The following is a 17,404-nucleotide window of genomic DNA, read 5'->3' on the forward strand; positions in this document are numbered from 1 at the left end:
CCGCCGGAGGCCATACCAGTTATGACCTCCGGCTCAGCCGTCGTGGGAGATGAGCATGAGCTGCCGCCACAGCAGCACCACGAACACCGCGGAGCCGGCGAAGGCGAACCAGAACGGCGCCGCGACACCGAAGTGGGTGGCCAGGACACCGCCGATCAGTGAGCCGATCACCAGACCGGCGTAGACGCAGATGGTGTTGACGCTGCCCACCCGGCCCTGGAGCTCGCGCGGGACCGCGCGCTGGCGGACGGTGACCGAGGTCGTGCCCCAGATGAAGGCGTGCGCGCCGAAGGCCAGGAAGATGCCCCCGGCGACCCACGGCGAATGGGTCAGGGCCAGGCCCAGGTGGGTGAAGGTCTCGATGATGAGCCCGATCCGCATCAGGGCGCCGAGGCTCACCTTGCGGGTGATGGCCCCGTACAGGCCGGTGCCGATCAGGCCGCCGATCCCGCCGATGGTGGTCATCAGGCCGAACCCCATGGCGCCGAGGCCGAGCTGCTCCTGGGTGTAGAGGACGAGAACCGACCAGGCCGCGCCGAACGTGAAGTTGAAGATCAGGATCGTGAGCGCGAGCGTGCGGACCGCCGCGTGCCGGATGGTCCAGCTGAGCCCGGCGACGAGTTCCCGTACGATGTTCGGCTTGAGATCGTCGGCCTGCCGGCCGTGCGGGGGCAACGTGATCCGGGAGACCAGGACGATTCCCGCCACCACCAGGAGAAGCTGGCCCGCGAACGGCCAGGTGAAGCCCAGGCCGAACAGTGCCGCGCCGATCGGCGGTCCGGCGAGCTGATTGAGCGTGATGAATCCCGTGCCCAGGCGGGCGTTGGCGATGACGAGATCGTCCCTGCTGACCATCATGGGCGTCAGCGTGGACGTGGCGCTGTCGGCGAACACCTCGGTGATGGACCGGAGCGTGAGCGCCACCAGCGCCGTCGCCACGGTCACTGTGCCGGTCACCATGAGCGTGACGAGCGCGGCCAGCACCACGGCCCGCATCGCGTTCGCGATGAGCACGATCCTGCGCCGGTCGTGCCGATCCGACAGCACACCGGCATACAGGCTGAACAGCAGCGGCGGCGCCCAGCCCACCAGCGCCGACAGCGAGATCAGCAGCGGATCTCGGGTCAGCGTCGCGATCAGCAGCGGGCCCGCGGCGGCCGCGACCCCGTCACCGAGGTTCGTCAGCCAGCTCGAGGCCAGCAACCGCCGGAATCCTGTCCCCAGCCGGGCAGGCAGGACTCGCTCCACTAATGTGATCACGAGCGCAAAACCATACGTTTCGCACGGATATACGGCAACGCGTTTTTGGCGTCCACCCGCCTGCTCGTACGGTCGCGGCGGAAAGCGCGCTTACCTGGGCAGGATGTCGGCGTCGAAGATGTCGATCGGCAGATAGAGCGTCACGGTCGGATTCGGGATCGTCACGATGCAGCTGATGCGGAACTCCACCGGCGCGACACTGAGGATCACATAGGCCTGCTCCCCGCTGTAGCCCAGCCCCATCAGGTAGTCCACGGCCCGGCTCATCGCCTCGCGCGCGGCGAAGCTCGCGTCCTGGTAGCCCTGCTTCTCGCCGCTGAAGCAGAAGCCGTTGAAGCCGAGGTAGCGGCCGGCCGAAGCGCGCGCCCAGGGGGGCCGGTCGCACCACCGGCGTCGTGATCCGGTGGCGCGCCATACCGTCCTTGATCACGTTGAGCCGAAGCCACGTCCTGCCGTCCATCTCCATGGCGTTGAAGCTGCACTCACCATCGCCCGCGGAAAGATGGTGATCGCCGAGCGACAGCAGCGCGCCCTCCACGAAGACCGGGAAGTAGACGACCGCTCCCGGGCCGAGCGTGTTGATGTCCATGTTGCCGCCGTTCTCGCGCGGCGGCTGGGTACGGGCGGCGACCTGCGCGGCCCCTTCGCCCAGACCGCGCAGCAGCGCGTTGCGCGGGTCGGGCGCGAGTGCGGCGGGTACGGCGTCGGGGTCCAGGGCGCGGGCGATGAAGGACGCCAGCGTGGGCATGTCGTCCTCGCCCATCCCAATGCGGGCGACCGCCGCGGATCCTGCCGTGGTCCCAGGCGGGGCCCTACCGCATACTCCGGCGGATGGCGGCGCACGAACTCGACCCCGTGCTCACCCCGCTGGAACGGGCAGACGGTTCGGGCCGGATCCTGACCCTGGAGGCCTACCTCGACCTGGGATGCGACGCCCAGCGGACGGCCGCGCTGCTGCACCTGCACAGGACCACGGTGTACTACCGGCTGGGCCGGATAGCCGAGATCCTCGGCGTGGACCTCGGCGACGGACTCGTCCGCTCGCACCTGCACCTCGCGCTGAAGGATCGCAGCCTCGCGGTCCGCCCCAGGCTGTGAGCGGACTCACAGGCGCTCAGGAGAGGCGCGTCGCCTTCTCCGCGGTCATGCGCAGGCTCGTGCCCTTCCACTTGTAGGTCTGGCTGACGATCAGATCCGGACAGCAGTTGGGGGCTCGGTCGCTGACCACCTTGCCGCGCAGGTGCACGAGCCCGCCGTGGACCGTGACCTTCATGGACTTGAAGTAGCGGTTCTTGCCGAGCTTTCCGAGCAGGTGGGGGGCCGAGGGCTTGGCGGCTCCGTCGTAGAGAAAGGCGATCAGGGGATTGCTCGACGTCGGGCTCGGGCACGACGACACGACGACGGTCTCACGCCGTCCGTCACGGGTAAGGTCGCCGACGGCCGCGACGCGGGCGCGCACGACGTACCAGGCGGCATTTCGCCCCGGCTTGGGGCAGTGCAGCGCCGGCTCCACCACAGACGCCCAGTCGACCCGGTCCAGCCGGTTGGCGGCCTGGCCGGCATTCTCCGCTACGGCCGCGTTGGCGATGCCGCCGCCCAGGACCGTCGTCAGGGAGGCGCCCAGCGCGGCGGCGCTCGCCCAGGCTCCGAACCGGCGGACTCGGTGACGGCTCACGTGCTCGGTAGTTGAGTTCATAGTCGCTTGGACGCATGGAAACTTGGAGATGTTCTCGATTGCCTTGTTCACGCTGTCAGCGGCGTGATCACGACAACGGGTGCGTGCCGCTCGATCGCCACGCCGCGGGCATCACTTCGGGTGCGGGCCTGTTTCCGCAGGTCAGCGCGGTACGTGTTACAGCAGGGAGTTGGCGAGCGGGATGTTCTGCGTGCGCAGGGCGCCGGTGACCAGCCGGGCGATCCGCCGGGCGCCGTACGCCTCGAAGTGGGTGTGGTCGTTGCAGAAGAACTGTCCGACCAGCCCGGAGGTGTAGTCGCCGTTGTTGGGGCACAGGCCCAGGGAGTTGTAGTAGTCGACGCTGAGGGTCTGCAGGTCGATGACCGGTGAGCCGGTGGCGGCGCCGGCGGCGGTGGTCTGGGAGACGAAGCCGCGGTTCCTGACCGCGGTGCTGCCCGAGCAGGTGATGGCGGCGACGGCGGTGAGCAGGACCGGGTGGGCGCCGCGGGCCTGCGCCGCCTGCGCCATCATCGTCATCAGCTGCTGGTACCGCGCGGTCCCGACATGGCGCGGGCAGGTGGTCGAGCCGTCGTTGATGCCGAACTGGATGAACAGGTAGTCACCGGCCTTCATGTTGGTGAGCATCTGCTGCCATCGGGACGAGTAGGTGGTGGAGCTGAGGACGCACTCGCCGTTCGAGCCGATCGTGGAGGTCACGTTGCCCTCGTAGAGCCAGGTCTGGATGCTGCGTCCGGCGACGGCGAGGTTGCTGACCACGATGTTGCTGTGGAACAGCGAGTCGAATTCGGTGGCCCAGCCCACAGGGCAGGCGGTACCGGGGTTGGCCATGGTCGAGTCGCCGGCCATCCAGACGGTGGTCGTCGCCAGGGCCGCGCCGGCGACCCGGGCGGTGCACCCGGCCGCGCCGGTCGCCGTGGCCGAGGCGGGGCCCGGGGCGACCAGCGACAGGGCCATCGCCAGGGCAGAGACGATCAATAAGTGGACTTTACGCATGGTTTCTCCTGCCAACCCGATGGCGAAAGGGACCGCGCCGGCAGCCGCAGCGGACTGCGGACCGCGGGCGCGGCTGAGTCAGCACCAGGACAGCGTCGAGTTGACACGGGTCACGTTGCTGATCGTGTTGTTGCTGCCGGTGCAGGGGCTCCACCGGACATTGGTGTTGGTGACCGTCAGGTTCTGGAACCTGATGCCCGACGACGGGGCGAATTCCGTACGGGCCGCGATGCGGACCTCGCCGCCGCCGCTGATCGTGCCCGACGCTCCAGCGATGACGACGTTGTAGCAGTTCTCCACCAGAACCGAGTTGTTGCCGGTGTTGGCGATGTCGACCCGATCGATGGTGGCGCCGCCGCTCTCCGAGACGCAGAAGATGCCCCGGCCGCCTCCGCGCGCCTTGACCGTGCCCACCCGGATGTTGTTCGGGTAGGCGCTGCCGACCCGGCCGTTGCGGTTGGCCATGCGGAAGGCCGCGTACCCGGTGCCGGCGCCGGCGTTGTCGGCGTCCACGGTGCCGACCGTCGCGTTGATGGTCTGGTTGAGCAGCAGACCGGACTCGCCGACGCTGCGTGCGGTCACGGTGCCGACGGTGAGACCGTCGACGCCGTAGGTCTCCATCGCGTGCGAACTGGCTCCTTGTACGTACACATTGTCGACCCGTACGTTGCGGGTCCACTGACTGGTGTCGCCGCGGTTGTCGATGCGCACGCCGAGGCCCGCGCCGAGCCGCATGTCGATCTGGCCGAGCCAGACGTTCGTGACGTTGCGCAGGAAGATGCCGTAGATCGGGGTGCCGGTGACGTTGAGGTACGGGACCTCGATGTTCGTGGTGCCCCGGGAATAGATCGGCGCGTAGTCGCCCGAGCCGGAGCCGGTCACGTTGATCGTGCCGCAGACCGACAGGGAGGTGTAGCTCGGCAGCGAGATCCGGGCGCCGGCGCTCATCGTGCCGTTGCCGCGCACCACGACGCGCTGGATCGAGGTGCGCCCGGCCGTGAGACTGCCGATGCCGGCCTGGGCCGCCGCCCGGAAGTCGGTGCCGGTGTAGACGCTGCTGCCGGCGCTGTTGCGGGCGGTCCAGGTGCTACCGCTGACCGTCACCTGCGACTGGAAGGTGCCATCTCCGCAGGCGGCGGCGGATGCCTGGGGGAGGCCGAGCACGACGCCGGCTCCGGCGCCGGCCATCAGGACGGCGAGTGCTGCCACTATCCGGGTGGTCCGTCGCCGCCGTCCCTTGGGCCGGCATGGCGCTGTGGTGGTGACTGCTGTCATGAGATCCCCCTCGGGGATGATCGTCTTCGGTCCTCTTCGGGGAGCGGCCTGCTTGCGGCGCGGGGCGATGCCGCCAGCCGGCGTCGCATGGTCGCGGTATCGCTCCCGCCCCATGCCGGCGGCGCCGCGTCACCTGAGATGCCAGTCGCAGTTGATAGCGCTAACATTCAACGGATCATCCCTTCGCGGTGCCATTGAGGGATAGCGGTGATGCCCCAGAGCAAATATGAAGCCGCCGAAGCCTGTCAATTCCGGTGTCAGCTCTCCGGTCCCCGCTGATCACGAAAGTCTTCTTGCCGGGCATGGCCTGATCGGCGTGCTGGTGCAGGGAAATCTCGTCGGGGTTCAACGCAATTGCCTTGGTAGAACGCGGTTAACGTACCGGCATGGGTTCGCCTGCGCGACAGGGGATGTGACAGTGGTCGAGGCCGCCGGATCGCCTGCCCATGCGGGTTGTATTCGATGAAAATTTCAGAAGGGTCGGTTGCTTGTCAGGACAACGTCGCGCGTTATTCAGTGCGCCACACCGCCACCCGTGGAGCTCCCGGCCTCCTGGCTCAAGGTCCTTCCCCATCGGCTGGACCGCCACCGCTGACAGCCCCGGGCTGCTCGGTTAAGTGCACATCCCGGTGGACGCGGGCCGGCACGCATATCGTCGCGTGGTCCGGTCAGAAGAGTGCCATGAGTCAGCCGATCGAGCCCCGGGAGTCCCGTCCCGAGGGTGCCCCTCCGGTCCAGGTGCTTCTCTCGGCCTCCAATGTGTGGCGGGTCGGGTTCGTCATCGTCGCGATCGTCGTCGTGGTGTACTTCATCCGCTTCATCCTCACAGACGCGGGTTCGCTGGTCGTCACCGTGGTGATGGCCTGGTTCCTGTCGCTGGCGATGGAGCCCGCGGTGGGCCGGTTGGCCCGGCACATGCGCCGCGGCGCCGCGGCCGTCCTCGTGATGATCGGGATCGCCCTGCTCACGGCGGTCTTCCTCTTCCTGTTCGGCAACCTGTTCGTTGAGCAGGCCGCGTTACTCGTGCGGGCGCTGCCCGAGGTGGTCACCGGCGCCATCGACTGGGTCAACGCCAGGTTCGGCACGAAGTATGAGATATCCAGCATCCTCAGCTCCATCAACCTGACCCCTCAACAGGCCGCCACGTACGCCCAGGACTTGGTCGGCGGCGTGCTCGGCCTGCTCGGCACGATCACCGCGGCGGTGTTCAACACCTTCGCCCTGCTGCTGCTGACCTTCTACTTCTCCGCCGACGGCCCCCGGCTGCGGCGCCGGCTCGCCCAGCTCCTGCCTGGCCGCATCCAGCAGATCTTCCTCACCGTGTGGGACGTGTCGCTGGTCAAGACCGGCGGTTACGTCTCCGCCCGCCTCATCCTGGCCACGATCAACGGCGCCACCTCGGCCATCGTGTTCCTGCTGATCGGCATGCCCTCGTGGCTGGCGCTGGGCGTGTGGACGGGCATCGTGGCCCAGTTCGTGCCGACGATCGGCACGTACATCGCGATCGCGCTGCCCACCGTCGTGGGCCTGGTCTCGCCCCGGCCCTGGATCGGGGTGGCAGCGCTGGCCTGGGCGATCCTGTATCAACAGGTGGAGAACCTGACGCTGGAGCCGCGCATCAGCGGGCGGGCGGTGAACATGCATCCGGGTGTCGCGTTCGCGGGCGTGATCCTGGGGGCGCAGCTCTTCGGAGCGGTGGGCGCGCTGCTGGCGGTGCCGGTGCTGGCCATGCTGCTCTCGCTGCTCGACACGTTCGTGGCCCGCAAGGAACTGCTGCCGACCCCGTCCGAGGTTCCGGAGGCGTACCTCAAGGATGACGAGGACGGTCAGGGCGGCGAGAGCCCGGCGGCGACGAAGGCTGAGCTCTCGAACGACCAGAGCGCAGGGTGACCGTGGTTGCGTCACCTGCTTCTGGCCGGTCATCAGGAGGGCACCACCATCGGTGTGCCGGCGACCGGGCCGGGCAGCACGACGCAGGCGAGGCCGAAGACCAACTCGGCGGTGATCACCGTGGTCGGGGCGCCCTCGGCGACGATGGAGCCCTCCGCCATCGCGATGATCCGCGTCGGCGTCTTGTCCGCCTTGACGACCTTGCCGGTCCCGTCGGGGAACGACCAGGGGCCGGAGGGTGCGGCGGAGACGGACATGATCGGGCCTATGGGTGGGGCGTCCCCGCGACCGCACGGATCGGTCAGTGCACGATGCGTGCCCGGGCTCCGAGCAGGGCGGCCACGATCTCCTGTTCGCGGTCGGGGCTGAGGCGCACCACGGGGACGGAGCAGCTGAGCGCCTCGTTCGGGGCGGTCCCGAAGTCGAGGGGCACGGCGAAGCAGCGCAGGCCGATGGTTGACTCCTGCTCGTCCACGGCGTGGCCGCGGCGCCGGATCTCCTCGAGTTCGGCGCGCAACGCCGGCCGGTCGGTGATGGTGTTGGCGGTGCGCGGCTCCAGGGTCTCCGGGAGGAGTTCGTCGACCTCCTCCCAGGAGCGCCAGGCGAGAATCACCTTGCCGAGCCCGGTCGCCCAGGACGACAGGCGCCGGCCGGGCCGGGAGACGACGGCGAGCGAGTGCCGGGAGATGTTGGTGGCGAGGTAGACGATCTCCGCGCCGTCGAGGCGCGCCAGGTGGATGGTCTCGCCGAGTTCGATGTTCAGCTCGTTCATCACCGGTTGTGCCCGCTGGACGACGTCGTCGCGCTCGACGTACGCGGCCCCGGCGCGCAGCGCGCGGATGCCGATCCGATAGCGCCCGGTGCCGTCGGCCTCGACCCAGCCGGTGTTCAGCAGCGTGGTGAGCAGCGCGTAGCCGCTGGCCCGAGGCAGGCCGAGCTCGGTGGTCACCTCGCGTAGTGAGCACGCCCGGGTGGCGGAGCAGAGGTATTCGAGCACCGCGATGGTCCGCTCGGCCGACTTGACGCTGCGGACGCCTCCTCCGCTCTCGGCGGATTCAGGCGATGGACCCGGAACGTGTTTCGTCATCGACCACCTCTTGACGTCTGCTGAAACACCGACCTAACCTCTCGGCTACAAATATAGACACAGTCTCCATATGTAGACAAGAGGTTGTTCGTTAATGCCCCCCACCGTCAAGCGAGTCGCCGCCTCCCTGTCCGGCTTGCTCGCCTTTCCCGTCACGCCGTTCACGGAATCGGGGGAGGTGGATCTGTCCCGCTTCAGGGTCCATCTCACCGACGTGCTCGCCGCGAAGCCGGGCGCGATCTTCGTCGCCTGCGGGACCGGGGAGCTGGCGTCACTGACGGCCACCGAGCACCAGGCGGTGGTCAGGGCCGCGGCCGAGCACGTGGCCGGAGCGGTCCCGGTGATCGCCGGGGTCGGCGGTGGCACGCGGACCGCCGCGGAGTTCGCCCGTGCCGCGCAGGCCGCCGGGGCTGGCGGCGTGCTGGCGCTCCCGCCGTACCTGCAGGTCGGGCCGCCGGCCGGGCTCGTGTCGCACTACCGCCAGGTGGCCGCCGCCACGGATCTGGACGTGATCCTCTACCAGCGAGGCACCGCGATCTTCTCCCCAGCGGCGGTGGCCGAGCTCGCCGAGGTGGGCAACATCGTCGCGCTGAAGGACGGGCACGGCGACATGGAGCTGCTCCAGCTCATCCAGAGCGCCACCGCCGGACGGCTCCCGTTGCTGAACGGCATGCCGACCGCCGAGGTCTTCGCCCGCTCCTACGCCGGCCTCGGCGCCCGCGCCTACTCCTCCGCGGTGCTGGCCTTCCTCCCGGAGGTCGCCGTCGCGTTCTTCGAGGCGTTCGACAGCGGCGACGAGGCGACGCAGGAGCTCCTGCTGCGCGAGTTCTACGCCCCGCTCGCCGGGCTGCGCCAGACGACCCCCGGCTATGCCGTCTCCCTCGTCAAGGCCGGGCTGGACATCCGCGGCCGCTCCGCCGGGCCCGTCCGGGCGCCGCTGGCGGAGGTCACCCCGGAGCACCGCGAGCAGCTCGCCCGCATCATCGACCGCGGCCTTGCCGCTCTCAGCGCGACACCTGTCGCATAGCACCAGGCCTGCCCGGCATCGGGACAGGCGATTTCGGAGAAATCATGATTAGCATCCCCCGCCGCCGCCAGGCGGCCTCTGCCCTCCTGGCGCTCGGCGCCGTACTGTCGGCCGGCGCCTGCTCGGTCGCGAACAGCGGCCCTGAAGCCTCCTCGTCCGGCGCGGCGAACAGTGTCCGCATCGTTCTGCCCGAGGAGCCGCCGACGCTGGAGCCGTGCGACGCCTCTCTCACCGCGACCGGGCGCGTCACCCGGGCCAACATCACCGAGGCGCTCACGGAGCGCGACCCCGGCACCGGACAGCTTCAGCCGGCGCTGGCCACGGAGTGGAAGCAGGGCTCACCCACCGAGTGGACCTTCACCCTGCGCAAGGGCGTGAAGTTCCACGACGGCACCGCGTTCGACGCCAAGGCGGCCGCCTTCTCCATCGAACGCACGGTCGGCTCCAAGATCGACTGCAACGTGGACGGCTACGTCTTCGGCGATGTCAAGCTCACGGTGACGGTAGCGGACGACTCGACCCTCAAGGTGAAGACGGCCAAGCCGGACCCGATCCTGCCGCTGCGGCTGTCCTTCGTCGAGATCGTGCCGACCACCACGAGTGCCACCGGCAAGGTCCGCGAGCCCGTCGGCACCGGCCCTTACAAGATCGCCAAGTGGGACGCCGGACGCAGTCTGCGCCTGGAGCGATTCGCCGGGTACTGGGGCAAGGCGCCGGACTTCGCCGCCGCCGAGTACGTCTGGCGCACCGAGGGCAGCATCCGCGCCGCCATGATCAAGAGTGATGAGGCGGACATCGCCGTCGGCCTCGCCCCCGAGGACGGCGCCGGCGACTCCGCGGTGCAGTTCCCCAACAACGAGACCTCCTACCTGCGCATCGATGCCACCAAGCCGCCGCTCAACGACATCCGCGTCCGCCAGGCGATCAACTACGCCGTCGACAAGGATGGGCTCGTCGCCTCGGTCTTCGCCGGGCTCGGCAAGCCGGCGGCCCAGGTCGTCCCCGAAGGCGTGACCGGTCACAGCTCTGCCATCCAGCCCTGGCCGTACGACATGGCACAGGCCAAGAAGCTGATCGCGGAGGCCAAGGCGGACGGCGTCCCCACGGACACGCCCATCACGATCATCGGCAGGAACGGGATCTACCCCAAGGCCGCCGAGGCGATGGAGGTCGTGCAGAACTCGCTGAACGAGGCGGGACTCACGATGAAGATCCAGATGCTCGACGTGAACGCCTGGCTCGAGTACCTGCTGGCCCCGTTCCCCAAGAACATCGGCCCCACCCTGCTGCAGGCCCAGCACGGCAACCAGGCCGGTGACGCGGCCTTCACGATGGGCCAGATCTATGGCAGCAAGGGCGCCCAGAGCAGCTACGGCACCGCCGAACTGGACGACCTGATCAGCGCCGCCGAGCAGGACTCCGGGGAGGAGCGCCAGGCGGCCTTCGCCAAGGCGCTGGAGTACCAGAACAAGGAGGTCGTCCGGGACGCGGTCCTCGCGCACATGACCGGCATCCTCGCCCTGTCGAAGAAGGTCGCCTACAAGCCCAACGCCGCCACGAACGACGAGATGCGTCTCGCCGAGATCCACCCGGCCGGCTGAGAGGGGTAGGTGTGCTGACTTTCCTACGGCGTCGCATCATCTCCAGCGCGATCCCGCTGGTCGTGGTGGTCCTCGGAGTGTTCTACCTGGCGCGCCTCACCGGCGACCCGGCGAATCTCTACCTGCCCCTCAGCGCCACCCCGGAGATGCGGGCGGAGTTCGCCGCCCGGCACGGGTTCGACCAGCCGCTGCTCGTCCAGTTCGGCGACTACCTGGCTCAGGTCGTCCGGCTGGACTTCGGCGAGTCGCTGCGGACGGCCGAACCCGCCGCCGCGGCCGTGCTGCGGGCGTTCCCGGCGACGCTGCAACTGGCGGGCGCCACGATGATCCTGGCGATTCTCGGCGCGGTCGTCGTCGGGAGCTGGGCGGCCTACCGCCCGAACTCCCTGGCGGATCGGGTCGCCAGCTTCACCTCGACCACCGCGGCGAGCATGCCGGACTTCTGGTTCGCCATCATGGGCGTCCTGGTCTTCGCCGTGGCCCTCGGCTGGCTGCCCACCTCGGGCACGGAGGGCGCGGCGGCGTGGGTGCTGCCGGTGCTCACCCTGCTGATCCGGCCCTTCGGCGTGCTCGTGCAGGTGGTGCGGGGGGCGATGGTCACCGCGCTGTCCGCGCCGTACATCAAGGTCGCGCGGAGCAAGGGCGCGGGAGAGCTGCGGGTGATCTTCGGCCACGCGCTGCGCAACGCCGCGCCGCCGGCGCTCACCGTGGCAGGCGACCTCACGATCGGGCTGGTCAACGGGGCCGTGGTCGTCGAGACGATCTTCGGCTGGCCGGGCATCGGCAAGCTGATGATCACCTCGATCCTGCAGCGTGACTTCGCGGTGCTGCAGGCTGCGGTCCTGGTGACCGCGATCACCATCTTCGCGCTCAACATCGTCATCGACGCCTGTTACGCGCTGCTGGACTCCCGGGTCCGCCAGGGCGTGACGACATGACGAACGGAGACCTCATGACTCCCGTCGACGCCCCCGCGATCCGGCGGGCCACGTGGTGGCGGCTGCTGCTGCGGGACCGGTTCGCCTGCCTGGCGGTGGTGATCCTGCTGGTCGTGGCCGCCGCCGCCATCGTGGGGCCGATCCTGCTCGGTGACCTGGCCATCAAGCAGAACCTGCGGGCGGTCAACCGGCCGCCGTTCAGCCTCGACGACGGCTGGGCGTTCGTGCTCGGCAGTGACTCGCTCGGACGCAGCCTGCTCGCCAGGCTCATCGTGGCGAGCCGCACCACGCTCTCCGTCGCGATCCCGGCTGTCGTGATCTCCCTCGTGGTCGGCTCGACCTGGGGCATGTGGGCGGGCTATCACCGAGGCTGGCGCGAGAACGTCTCCATGCGCGTCGCCGACGTCATCCTCAGCTTCCCCTCCCTGCTGCTGGCCGTGGTCGTGCTGTACGTCTTCTCGCCCAGCGCGGGGAACATCATCCTGGTCCTGGCGATCGCGAGGATCCCGATCTATCTGCGAGCCGCCCGGGCGGAGTCGGCCGAACTGCAGAGCCGGCTGTTCGTCGACGCGGCGCGAACGTTCGGCACCGGGAGCTGGGCGATCATCGGCAGGCACGTGGCGCCGACCGTGCTGCCCACCCTGTTCACCGTCGCAACCCTGGACTTCTGTTTCGTGATGCTGACCGAATCGTCGCTGAGCTTCCTGGGCATCGGCATCCAGCCGCCGGACATGAGCTGGGGCCTCATGGTCGCCCAAGGACGGCAGGTCCTGCAGAGCGCCTGGTGGATCGCGGTCTTCCCGGGACTCGCCATCGTGGTGACCACCGTCTCGGCGACCGTTCTCGCGTCCTGGGCACGCCTGGCGATGGATCCGGGCCAGCGGTGGCGCCTCACCCTGCCCCGCTCGCGCCGCAAGAACAAGGCCCTGGCCGAGGAGGTGCAGCCGTGAACGACCCGGTGCTCGAGGTGGACCGGCTGGCGGTCGACATCCGTACCCCGGCAGGGACGGTCCGCGCCGTACGAGAGGTCAGCTTCTCCGTCCGCTCCGGTGAGACACTGGCGCTCCTGGGCGAGTCGGGCTGCGGCAAGAGCATGACGGCGCAGGCCATCGTCGGACTGCTCGACCCGGTGGCCCACGTGGCGGGCGGCGCCGTACGCCTGGACGGGACCGACCTCCTCACCCTGTCGCCGGCCCAGCGCAGGCGGCTGGCCGGTCCCGGCCTGTCCATCGTGTTCCAGGACGCGCTCACCGCGCTGAACCCCGTCCAGACGGTGGGCGCCCAGCTCGCCGAGCCGTTCCGGATCCACCAGCGCCTGTCGCGGCGCGCGGCGCGGGCGCGGGCCGTCGAGCTGATGGAACGGGTCGGCATTCCCGAGCCGGCCGCCCGCGTCGGCGCCTATCCGCACCAGTTCTCCGGCGGCATGCGCCAGCGGCTGCTCATCGCGCTGGCCATGGCCCTGCACCCCAAGGTGCTGCTCGCCGACGAGCCCACCACCGCCCTCGACGTCACCGTGCAGGCCCAGATCATGGAGCTGCTGCGTGAGCTGCGCACCGAGCAGCAGACGGCACTGATCCTGATCACGCACGACCTCGCGGTCGTGGCCGAGCAGGCCGACCACGTGGCCGTCATGTACGCGGGCAGCATCGTCGAGACCGGCCGGGTGGCGGAGGTGTTCTCCCGGCCACGCCACCCGTACACCCGCGGGCTGCTCGACTCGGTGCCGGCCGAGGTCGCGCGCGGCGCCACCCTGAAGTCCATCCCCGGCAGCCCGCCGGACCTGCACTCGGTGCCCTCGGGCTGCGCCTTCCGCGCGCGCTGCCCGATCGCCGGCGACGTGTGCGCGGAGCAGCGCCCGATCCTCGTCGAGACCGGGCCCGGGCGTCTGTCCGCGTGCCACCACTGGAGGGAGCTGACCGATGACTGAACCTGCCACCATGGAGGCTTCTCTGCTGGACGTGGCAGGGGTGAGCAAGACCTTCCACGTGGCCCGTGGCAGCTCGGGCCGCAACCGCCTGCGCGCGCTGGACGGAGTCGACCTGCGGCTGGCGCACGGCGAGACGCTGGGCCTGGTGGGGGAGTCCGGCTGCGGCAAGTCGACCCTGGCCCGGGTGCTGCTCATGCTGGAGCGCCCGGACGAGGGCAGCGTCAGGTTCGAGGGCACGGATCCGTTCGCCCTGCGCGGCAAGGAGCTGCTCAAGTGGCGCCGTCGGGTCCAGATGGTGTTCCAGGACCCGTTCGCGTCACTGAACGCCCGGCTGTGCGCCGAGGACATCGTCGCCGAGCCGTGGCGGACGCACCGTGATCTGGTGCCGGCGAAGGAGCGCGGCAGGCGGGTGGCGGAGCTGCTCGAGATGGTGGGGCTGCGGGCGGGCGACGCGCGCCGTTACCCGCAGGAGTTCTCCGGGGGCCAGCGCCAGCGCCTGGGAATCGCCCGCGCGCTCGCCCTCGAACCGGACGTCATCGTCTGCGACGAGCCCGTGTCGGCGCTCGACCTGTCGGTCCAGGCGCAGGTGCTCAACCTGCTCACCGACCTGCAATCCAGACTGGGCGTGTCGTACGTGTTCATCTCCCACGACCTGTCCGTCGTCCGCCACGTCGCCGACAGGGTCTCGGTCATGTACCTCGGCAAGATCGTCGAGACGGGGCCGACGGAGCAGGTGTTCGACCGGCCACGCCATCCCTACACCGCCGCCCTGATGTCCGCCGCGCCGGTGCTCGACGTCACCTCGGGAGTGCGGCGCGAACGGATCCTGCTCAAGGGCGAGGTGCCCTCCCCGCTCGACCCGCCGTCGGGGTGCCGGTTCCGGACCCGCTGCTGGAAGGCACAGGACGTCTGCGCCCAGGAGGTGCCGCCGCTGGAGCCGTCCGGCGACGAGCCGCTGCACGCGGCCGCGTGCCACCTCCCACTCCAGGGGGCGGCCATCGGGTGAGGGTGAGGGTGAGCGTCGGCTAGCACGACAGCGGGGACGAGCTCACGGCGACGTCGTCGTACCAGAGGGTGTCGCGGTCGCTGCCGTAGCTCTCCCAGCCGAGCCGGAGCGTCGCCGGGCGTGGGGCGGTGGTGCGGCGCAGCCACTGGGAGTCCACGTCCTGGGTGGGGACGCCGTCCACGCGCAGGCCGGTCACCTCCTGGTCGTCGAGGAACGTGCGCATCGACTGCCGGGCGGTGTCGATCTCGTAGCGGAGGCAGACCCAGCGGCCGACCGGGAGCGGGGTGCTCAGGGCGACGCCTGCCGGGCTCTGCTCGGGGAGGGTGGCGTCGTCGGACTCGCGGTTCCACTGCAGGGCGCCGTTCTGCCCGCCGACGCGCAGGTCGCGGTTGCCGTCGCCGGCGTCGGCCATGGTGATCATGCTGATGTGCCCGGTGGGCAGGGCGGTCGTGTGGCGGATCCACATCCGGGCGTGGACTACGGGGCCGATCTGCGAGACGGCGCGAGTGGTGGAAGCGAAGACGTGGTTGCAGTAGCTGCCGCCTCCGTCGATCCGCAGGGACTTGGCGCCGCTGTGGGCGACGGCCGGATCGATGGTGGCCGTGCCGGTGCCCGAGCAGTTGGGGGTGACGACCTGCCAGTCGCCGGACGGGGTGGAGGACTGGTCCTCGAAACCGGAGCAGATCGCCGCGCTCGTGCAGCCCGGTTGGCTCGTCGGGGTCACCGTGGGAGTCACCGTGGGGGTCACGGTCGGGGTGGGGCCGCCGTTGCAGGGGGCGTCGTTGACGGTGAAGTCGGCGGGCGCGGGATTGGCCGCCGACCAGGTGCCCTGCAGGCCGAACTCGGCGGTGCCGCCCGTGGGCAGGGAGGCGTTCCATGCGACGTTGATCGCCGTCACGGTGGCGGCGTTCTGCTCCACCTGGGCGTTCCAGGCGCTGGTGACGTGCTGGTCCCCGGCGTACGTCCAGCGCAACCGCCATCCGTTGAGCGCCGTCCCCTGGTTCGTCACCTTCACCTGGGCGGTGAAGCCGCCCTGCCACTGGTTGACCGTGTAGTCCACCCGGCAGCCGGTGTCTGCCGCGACGGGGACGCTCACGACGAGGCCGGCGAGCGCCAGGGCGGCGGCGCAGACGACGGCGCTCCACAGCCGTGCGAGGGGGCGGGTCATGACATCGCTCACTTTCGGGTCGGTCTGACACGGTGGCGTGGGAGCGCTCCCAATCCGGTCTCCGACGGAGATGTTCCGTGTGCGCGGCGTGCACTGTCAACGCCGCCCGCTCCCGCACCCGCCCCCACCAGCGGGCGCGCCCGCCCGCCGATGAATCTTTCACACCCGCGGGCGAGGTCCGGCGCGTGCTGGGTGTCGGCGATCAGGCCGGTGAGGGCGCGGCCGGAACGGGGGTCGGCGAGCAGTCCGCGCAGCAGGCTCTCCATCTGCCTCAGTTCGCCTGGCTGCACGGGGACTTCCACACCGGTAACCTGCTGACCTGATCGCCTCCCGCTTATGCCTGGGAGCCGCCCCGGATCGCCGCCGTGACGACCCGCCAGATCCAGGCGGTGCTCGCCGACTGGGCGGAGCGCTGATCCTGCGACCGCCCGTACGGGTGTTCGTCCTCACCCACGGCCTTGAGCCACTGCCGAAAGGGCGCATGAAGTGACCATGCACGACGACCAGGTGGACGTGCCGGCAGAGGTGGTCGCCACCCTGGTCAAGGAGCAGTTCCCGCAGTGGAGCGACCTGGAGGTCCGACCGGTGCGGTCGACGGGAACGGTCAACACGATCTTCCGTATCGGGGACGACCTCGCGGCGCGCTTCCCCCTGCGTATGGCCGATGCCGACACCACGCGGTCGGATCTGGAGCGGGAAGCCCGCGCGAGCACGGAGCTGGCGCAGGTCTCGCCGTTCCCCACGCCCGAACCCGTGGCCCTGGGGGAGCCCGGCGCGGGCTACCCCATGCCGTGGTCGGTCCAGACGTGGCTGCCGGGAACGGTCGCCACGGACGCAGATCCGAGCGGGTCGGAGGAGTTCGCGGAAGACCTCGCGGCCTTCATCGCCGCCCTGAGAGGGGCCGAAACCAGGGGCCGGCGCTTCAGCGGCGGAGGGCGCGGCGGCGACCTCACCGCCCATGACCAATGGATGGACACGTGCTTCAGGGAAAGCGAGGGGCTCATGCAGGTGCCGCGGCTGCGCCACATCTGGAGCCGGCTGCGGGAACTGCCGCGCGACGGTGACGACGTGATGAGCCACGGCGACCTGATCCCCGGAAACGTGCTGGTGACGGACGACCGCCTCGGCGGCGTCCTCGACGGCGGCGGCTTCGGCCCGGCCGATCCCGCGCTGGACCTGGTCGGCGCCTGGCACCTGCTGCGACCCCATCCGCGGGAGGTGCTCCGGCGGACCCTGGGCTGCGACGACCTGGAGTGGGAACGCGGCAAGGCCTGGGCCTTCGCCCAGGCGATGGGCACCGTCTGGTACTACGTCGACAGCAATCCGACGATGAGCGCGATGGGGCGGCGGACACTCGACCGCATCGTGGCATCGTCCCTGTGATGCCGCCCGTCCGCCTCACATCGGGCGGATCGGATCCGGGTTCCGCACCCCGGCGCGTACGCCAGTTGATCGCGTCCCGGTTCCCGCGGTAGGAGGGCTTCCCGGTCGCCCCGGTACCCGCGGACGGCCCCGGCCACCGCCCATGAAGGGCGG

17 protein-coding genes and 2 pseudogenes are annotated in these 17,404 nt (G+C 70.0%); 10 read left to right on the forward strand and 9 right to left on the reverse strand.

Going from position 1 to position 17,404, the window contains the following annotated elements; translation table 11 throughout:
- Positions 1–33 precede the first annotated feature (33 nt).
- The 3 genes and pseudogenes from ACFPZ3_RS62390 to ACFPZ3_RS62400 form a co-directional block, all read right to left on the reverse strand.
- Positions 34–1,260 (reverse strand): MFS transporter, encoded by a 1,227-nt coding sequence (locus ACFPZ3_RS62390; protein WP_379523879.1) that lies wholly within the window; start codon positions 1,258–1,260, stop codon positions 34–36.
- A 90-nt stretch (positions 1,261–1,350) separates the two neighbouring features.
- Positions 1,351–1,593, reverse strand: a pseudogene (locus ACFPZ3_RS62395) (acetamidase/formamidase family protein); the annotation flags it as partial.
- 28 nt (positions 1,594–1,621) lie between these two features.
- Positions 1,622–2,023 (reverse strand): annotated as a pseudogene (locus ACFPZ3_RS62400) (acetamidase/formamidase family protein); the annotation flags it as partial.
- A gap of 68 nt (positions 2,024–2,091) precedes the next feature.
- Between ACFPZ3_RS62400 and ACFPZ3_RS62405 the strand changes: the two are divergent.
- Positions 2,092–2,358 (forward strand): PucR family transcriptional regulator, encoded by a 267-nt coding sequence (locus ACFPZ3_RS62405; RefSeq protein ID WP_379523880.1) that lies wholly within the window; start codon positions 2,092–2,094, stop codon positions 2,356–2,358.
- A gap of 16 nt (positions 2,359–2,374) precedes the next feature.
- On the opposite strand, the gene ACFPZ3_RS62410 is transcribed toward ACFPZ3_RS62405, so the two are convergent.
- The 3 genes from ACFPZ3_RS62410 to ACFPZ3_RS62420 form a co-directional block, all read right to left on the reverse strand.
- Positions 2,375–2,935 (reverse strand): hypothetical protein, encoded by a 561-nt coding sequence (locus tag ACFPZ3_RS62410; protein ID WP_379523881.1) that lies wholly within the window; start codon positions 2,933–2,935, stop codon positions 2,375–2,377.
- A gap of 177 nt (positions 2,936–3,112) precedes the next feature.
- Complete coding sequence (locus ACFPZ3_RS62415; protein ID WP_379523882.1) at positions 3,113–3,949, reverse strand: SGNH/GDSL hydrolase family protein; 837 nt, start codon at positions 3,947–3,949, stop codon at positions 3,113–3,115.
- 78 nt (positions 3,950–4,027) lie between these two features.
- Positions 4,028–5,224, reverse strand: coding sequence for a hypothetical protein (locus ACFPZ3_RS62420; protein ID WP_379523883.1), 1,197 nt, complete (start codon positions 5,222–5,224; stop codon positions 4,028–4,030).
- A gap of 681 nt (positions 5,225–5,905) precedes the next feature.
- Between ACFPZ3_RS62420 and ACFPZ3_RS62425 the strand changes: the two genes are divergently transcribed.
- A complete protein-coding gene (locus ACFPZ3_RS62425) occupies positions 5,906–7,114 on the forward strand; it encodes an AI-2E family transporter (protein ID WP_379523884.1) in 1,209 nt (402 codons plus the stop codon).
- A gap of 32 nt (positions 7,115–7,146) precedes the next feature.
- On the opposite strand, the gene ACFPZ3_RS62430 is transcribed toward ACFPZ3_RS62425, so the two are convergent.
- Together ACFPZ3_RS62430 and ACFPZ3_RS62435 are read right to left on the reverse strand one after the other, a co-directional pair.
- Positions 7,147–7,371 (reverse strand): hypothetical protein, encoded by a 225-nt coding sequence (locus tag ACFPZ3_RS62430; protein WP_379523885.1) that lies wholly within the window; start codon positions 7,369–7,371, stop codon positions 7,147–7,149.
- 44 nt (positions 7,372–7,415) lie between these two features.
- Positions 7,416–8,201, reverse strand: a complete 786-nt coding sequence (locus ACFPZ3_RS62435; RefSeq protein WP_379523886.1) for an IclR family transcriptional regulator — start codon at positions 8,199–8,201, stop codon at positions 7,416–7,418.
- Positions 8,202–8,295: 94 nt separating this feature from the next.
- On the opposite strand from ACFPZ3_RS62435, the gene ACFPZ3_RS62440 reads away from it, so the two are divergent.
- From ACFPZ3_RS62440 to ACFPZ3_RS62465, 6 genes are read left to right on the forward strand one after another with little or no spacing between them, the layout of a single operon-like run.
- A complete protein-coding gene (locus ACFPZ3_RS62440) occupies positions 8,296–9,228 on the forward strand; it encodes a 5-dehydro-4-deoxyglucarate dehydratase (RefSeq protein ID WP_379523887.1) in 933 nt (310 codons plus the stop codon).
- A 44-nt stretch (positions 9,229–9,272) separates the two neighbouring features.
- A complete protein-coding gene (locus ACFPZ3_RS62445) occupies positions 9,273–10,829 on the forward strand; it encodes an ABC transporter substrate-binding protein (RefSeq protein WP_379523888.1) in 1,557 nt (518 codons plus the stop codon).
- 11 nt (positions 10,830–10,840) lie between these two features.
- Positions 10,841–11,767, forward strand: coding sequence for an ABC transporter permease (locus ACFPZ3_RS62450; protein WP_379523889.1), 927 nt, complete (start codon positions 10,841–10,843; stop codon positions 11,765–11,767).
- 14 nt (positions 11,768–11,781) lie between these two features.
- Positions 11,782–12,717: an ABC transporter permease gene (locus ACFPZ3_RS62455; RefSeq protein ID WP_379523890.1), complete on the forward strand. Its 936-nt coding sequence runs from the start codon at positions 11,782–11,784 to the stop codon at positions 12,715–12,717.
- Positions 12,714–13,694 (forward strand): ABC transporter ATP-binding protein, encoded by a 981-nt coding sequence (locus ACFPZ3_RS62460; protein ID WP_379523891.1) that lies wholly within the window; start codon positions 12,714–12,716, stop codon positions 13,692–13,694. The genes ACFPZ3_RS62455 and ACFPZ3_RS62460 overlap by 4 nt, the downstream gene beginning before the upstream one ends.
- Positions 13,687–14,700 (forward strand): ABC transporter ATP-binding protein, encoded by a 1,014-nt coding sequence (locus ACFPZ3_RS62465; protein WP_379523892.1) that lies wholly within the window; start codon positions 13,687–13,689, stop codon positions 14,698–14,700. The genes ACFPZ3_RS62460 and ACFPZ3_RS62465 overlap by 8 nt, the downstream gene beginning before the upstream one ends.
- Positions 14,701–14,719: 19 nt before the next feature.
- Here ACFPZ3_RS62465 and ACFPZ3_RS62470 read toward each other — a convergent pair whose 3' ends face one another.
- Complete coding sequence (locus ACFPZ3_RS62470) at positions 14,720–15,868, reverse strand: cellulose-binding domain-containing protein (protein ID WP_379523893.1); 1,149 nt, start codon at positions 15,866–15,868, stop codon at positions 14,720–14,722.
- A 185-nt stretch (positions 15,869–16,053) separates the two neighbouring features.
- Here ACFPZ3_RS62470 and ACFPZ3_RS62475 point away from each other — a divergent pair, with 185 nt between their 5' ends.
- Positions 16,054–16,191 (forward strand): hypothetical protein, encoded by a 138-nt coding sequence (locus ACFPZ3_RS62475; RefSeq protein WP_379523894.1) that lies wholly within the window; start codon positions 16,054–16,056, stop codon positions 16,189–16,191.
- A gap of 169 nt (positions 16,192–16,360) precedes the next feature.
- Positions 16,361–17,251, forward strand: coding sequence for an aminoglycoside phosphotransferase family protein (locus ACFPZ3_RS62480; protein WP_379523895.1), 891 nt, complete (start codon positions 16,361–16,363; stop codon positions 17,249–17,251).
- The last annotated feature ends 153 nt before the right edge of the window (positions 17,252–17,404 follow it).

The sequence above is a fragment of the Nonomuraea insulae genome (assembly GCF_042656245.1).

Coding starts and splice junctions, on each gene's coding strand:
- ACFPZ3_RS62430 (WP_379523885.1), bottom strand. CDS start 7,371: ATGTCCGTCTCCGCCGCACCCTCCGGCCCCTGGTCGTTCCCCGACGGG.
- ACFPZ3_RS62440 (WP_379523887.1), top strand. CDS start 8,296: ATGCCCCCCACCGTCAAGCGAGTCGCCGCCTCCCTGTCCGGCTTGCTC.
- ACFPZ3_RS62420 (WP_379523883.1), bottom strand. CDS start 5,224: ATGACAGCAGTCACCACCACAGCGCCATGCCGGCCCAAGGGACGGCGG.
- ACFPZ3_RS62470 (WP_379523893.1), bottom strand. CDS start 15,868: ATGACCCGCCCCCTCGCACGGCTGTGGAGCGCCGTCGTCTGCGCCGCC.
- ACFPZ3_RS62415 (WP_379523882.1), bottom strand. CDS start 3,949: ATGCGTAAAGTCCACTTATTGATCGTCTCTGCCCTGGCGATGGCCCTG.
- ACFPZ3_RS62405 (WP_379523880.1), top strand. CDS start 2,092: ATGGCGGCGCACGAACTCGACCCCGTGCTCACCCCGCTGGAACGGGCA.
- ACFPZ3_RS62435 (WP_379523886.1), bottom strand. CDS start 8,201: ATGACGAAACACGTTCCGGGTCCATCGCCTGAATCCGCCGAGAGCGGA.
- ACFPZ3_RS62455 (WP_379523890.1), top strand. CDS start 11,782: ATGACTCCCGTCGACGCCCCCGCGATCCGGCGGGCCACGTGGTGGCGG.
- ACFPZ3_RS62425 (WP_379523884.1), top strand. CDS start 5,906: ATGAGTCAGCCGATCGAGCCCCGGGAGTCCCGTCCCGAGGGTGCCCCT.
- ACFPZ3_RS62480 (WP_379523895.1), top strand. CDS start 16,361: ATGCACGACGACCAGGTGGACGTGCCGGCAGAGGTGGTCGCCACCCTG.
- ACFPZ3_RS62445 (WP_379523888.1), top strand. CDS start 9,273: ATGATTAGCATCCCCCGCCGCCGCCAGGCGGCCTCTGCCCTCCTGGCG.
- ACFPZ3_RS62465 (WP_379523892.1), top strand. CDS start 13,687: ATGACTGAACCTGCCACCATGGAGGCTTCTCTGCTGGACGTGGCAGGG.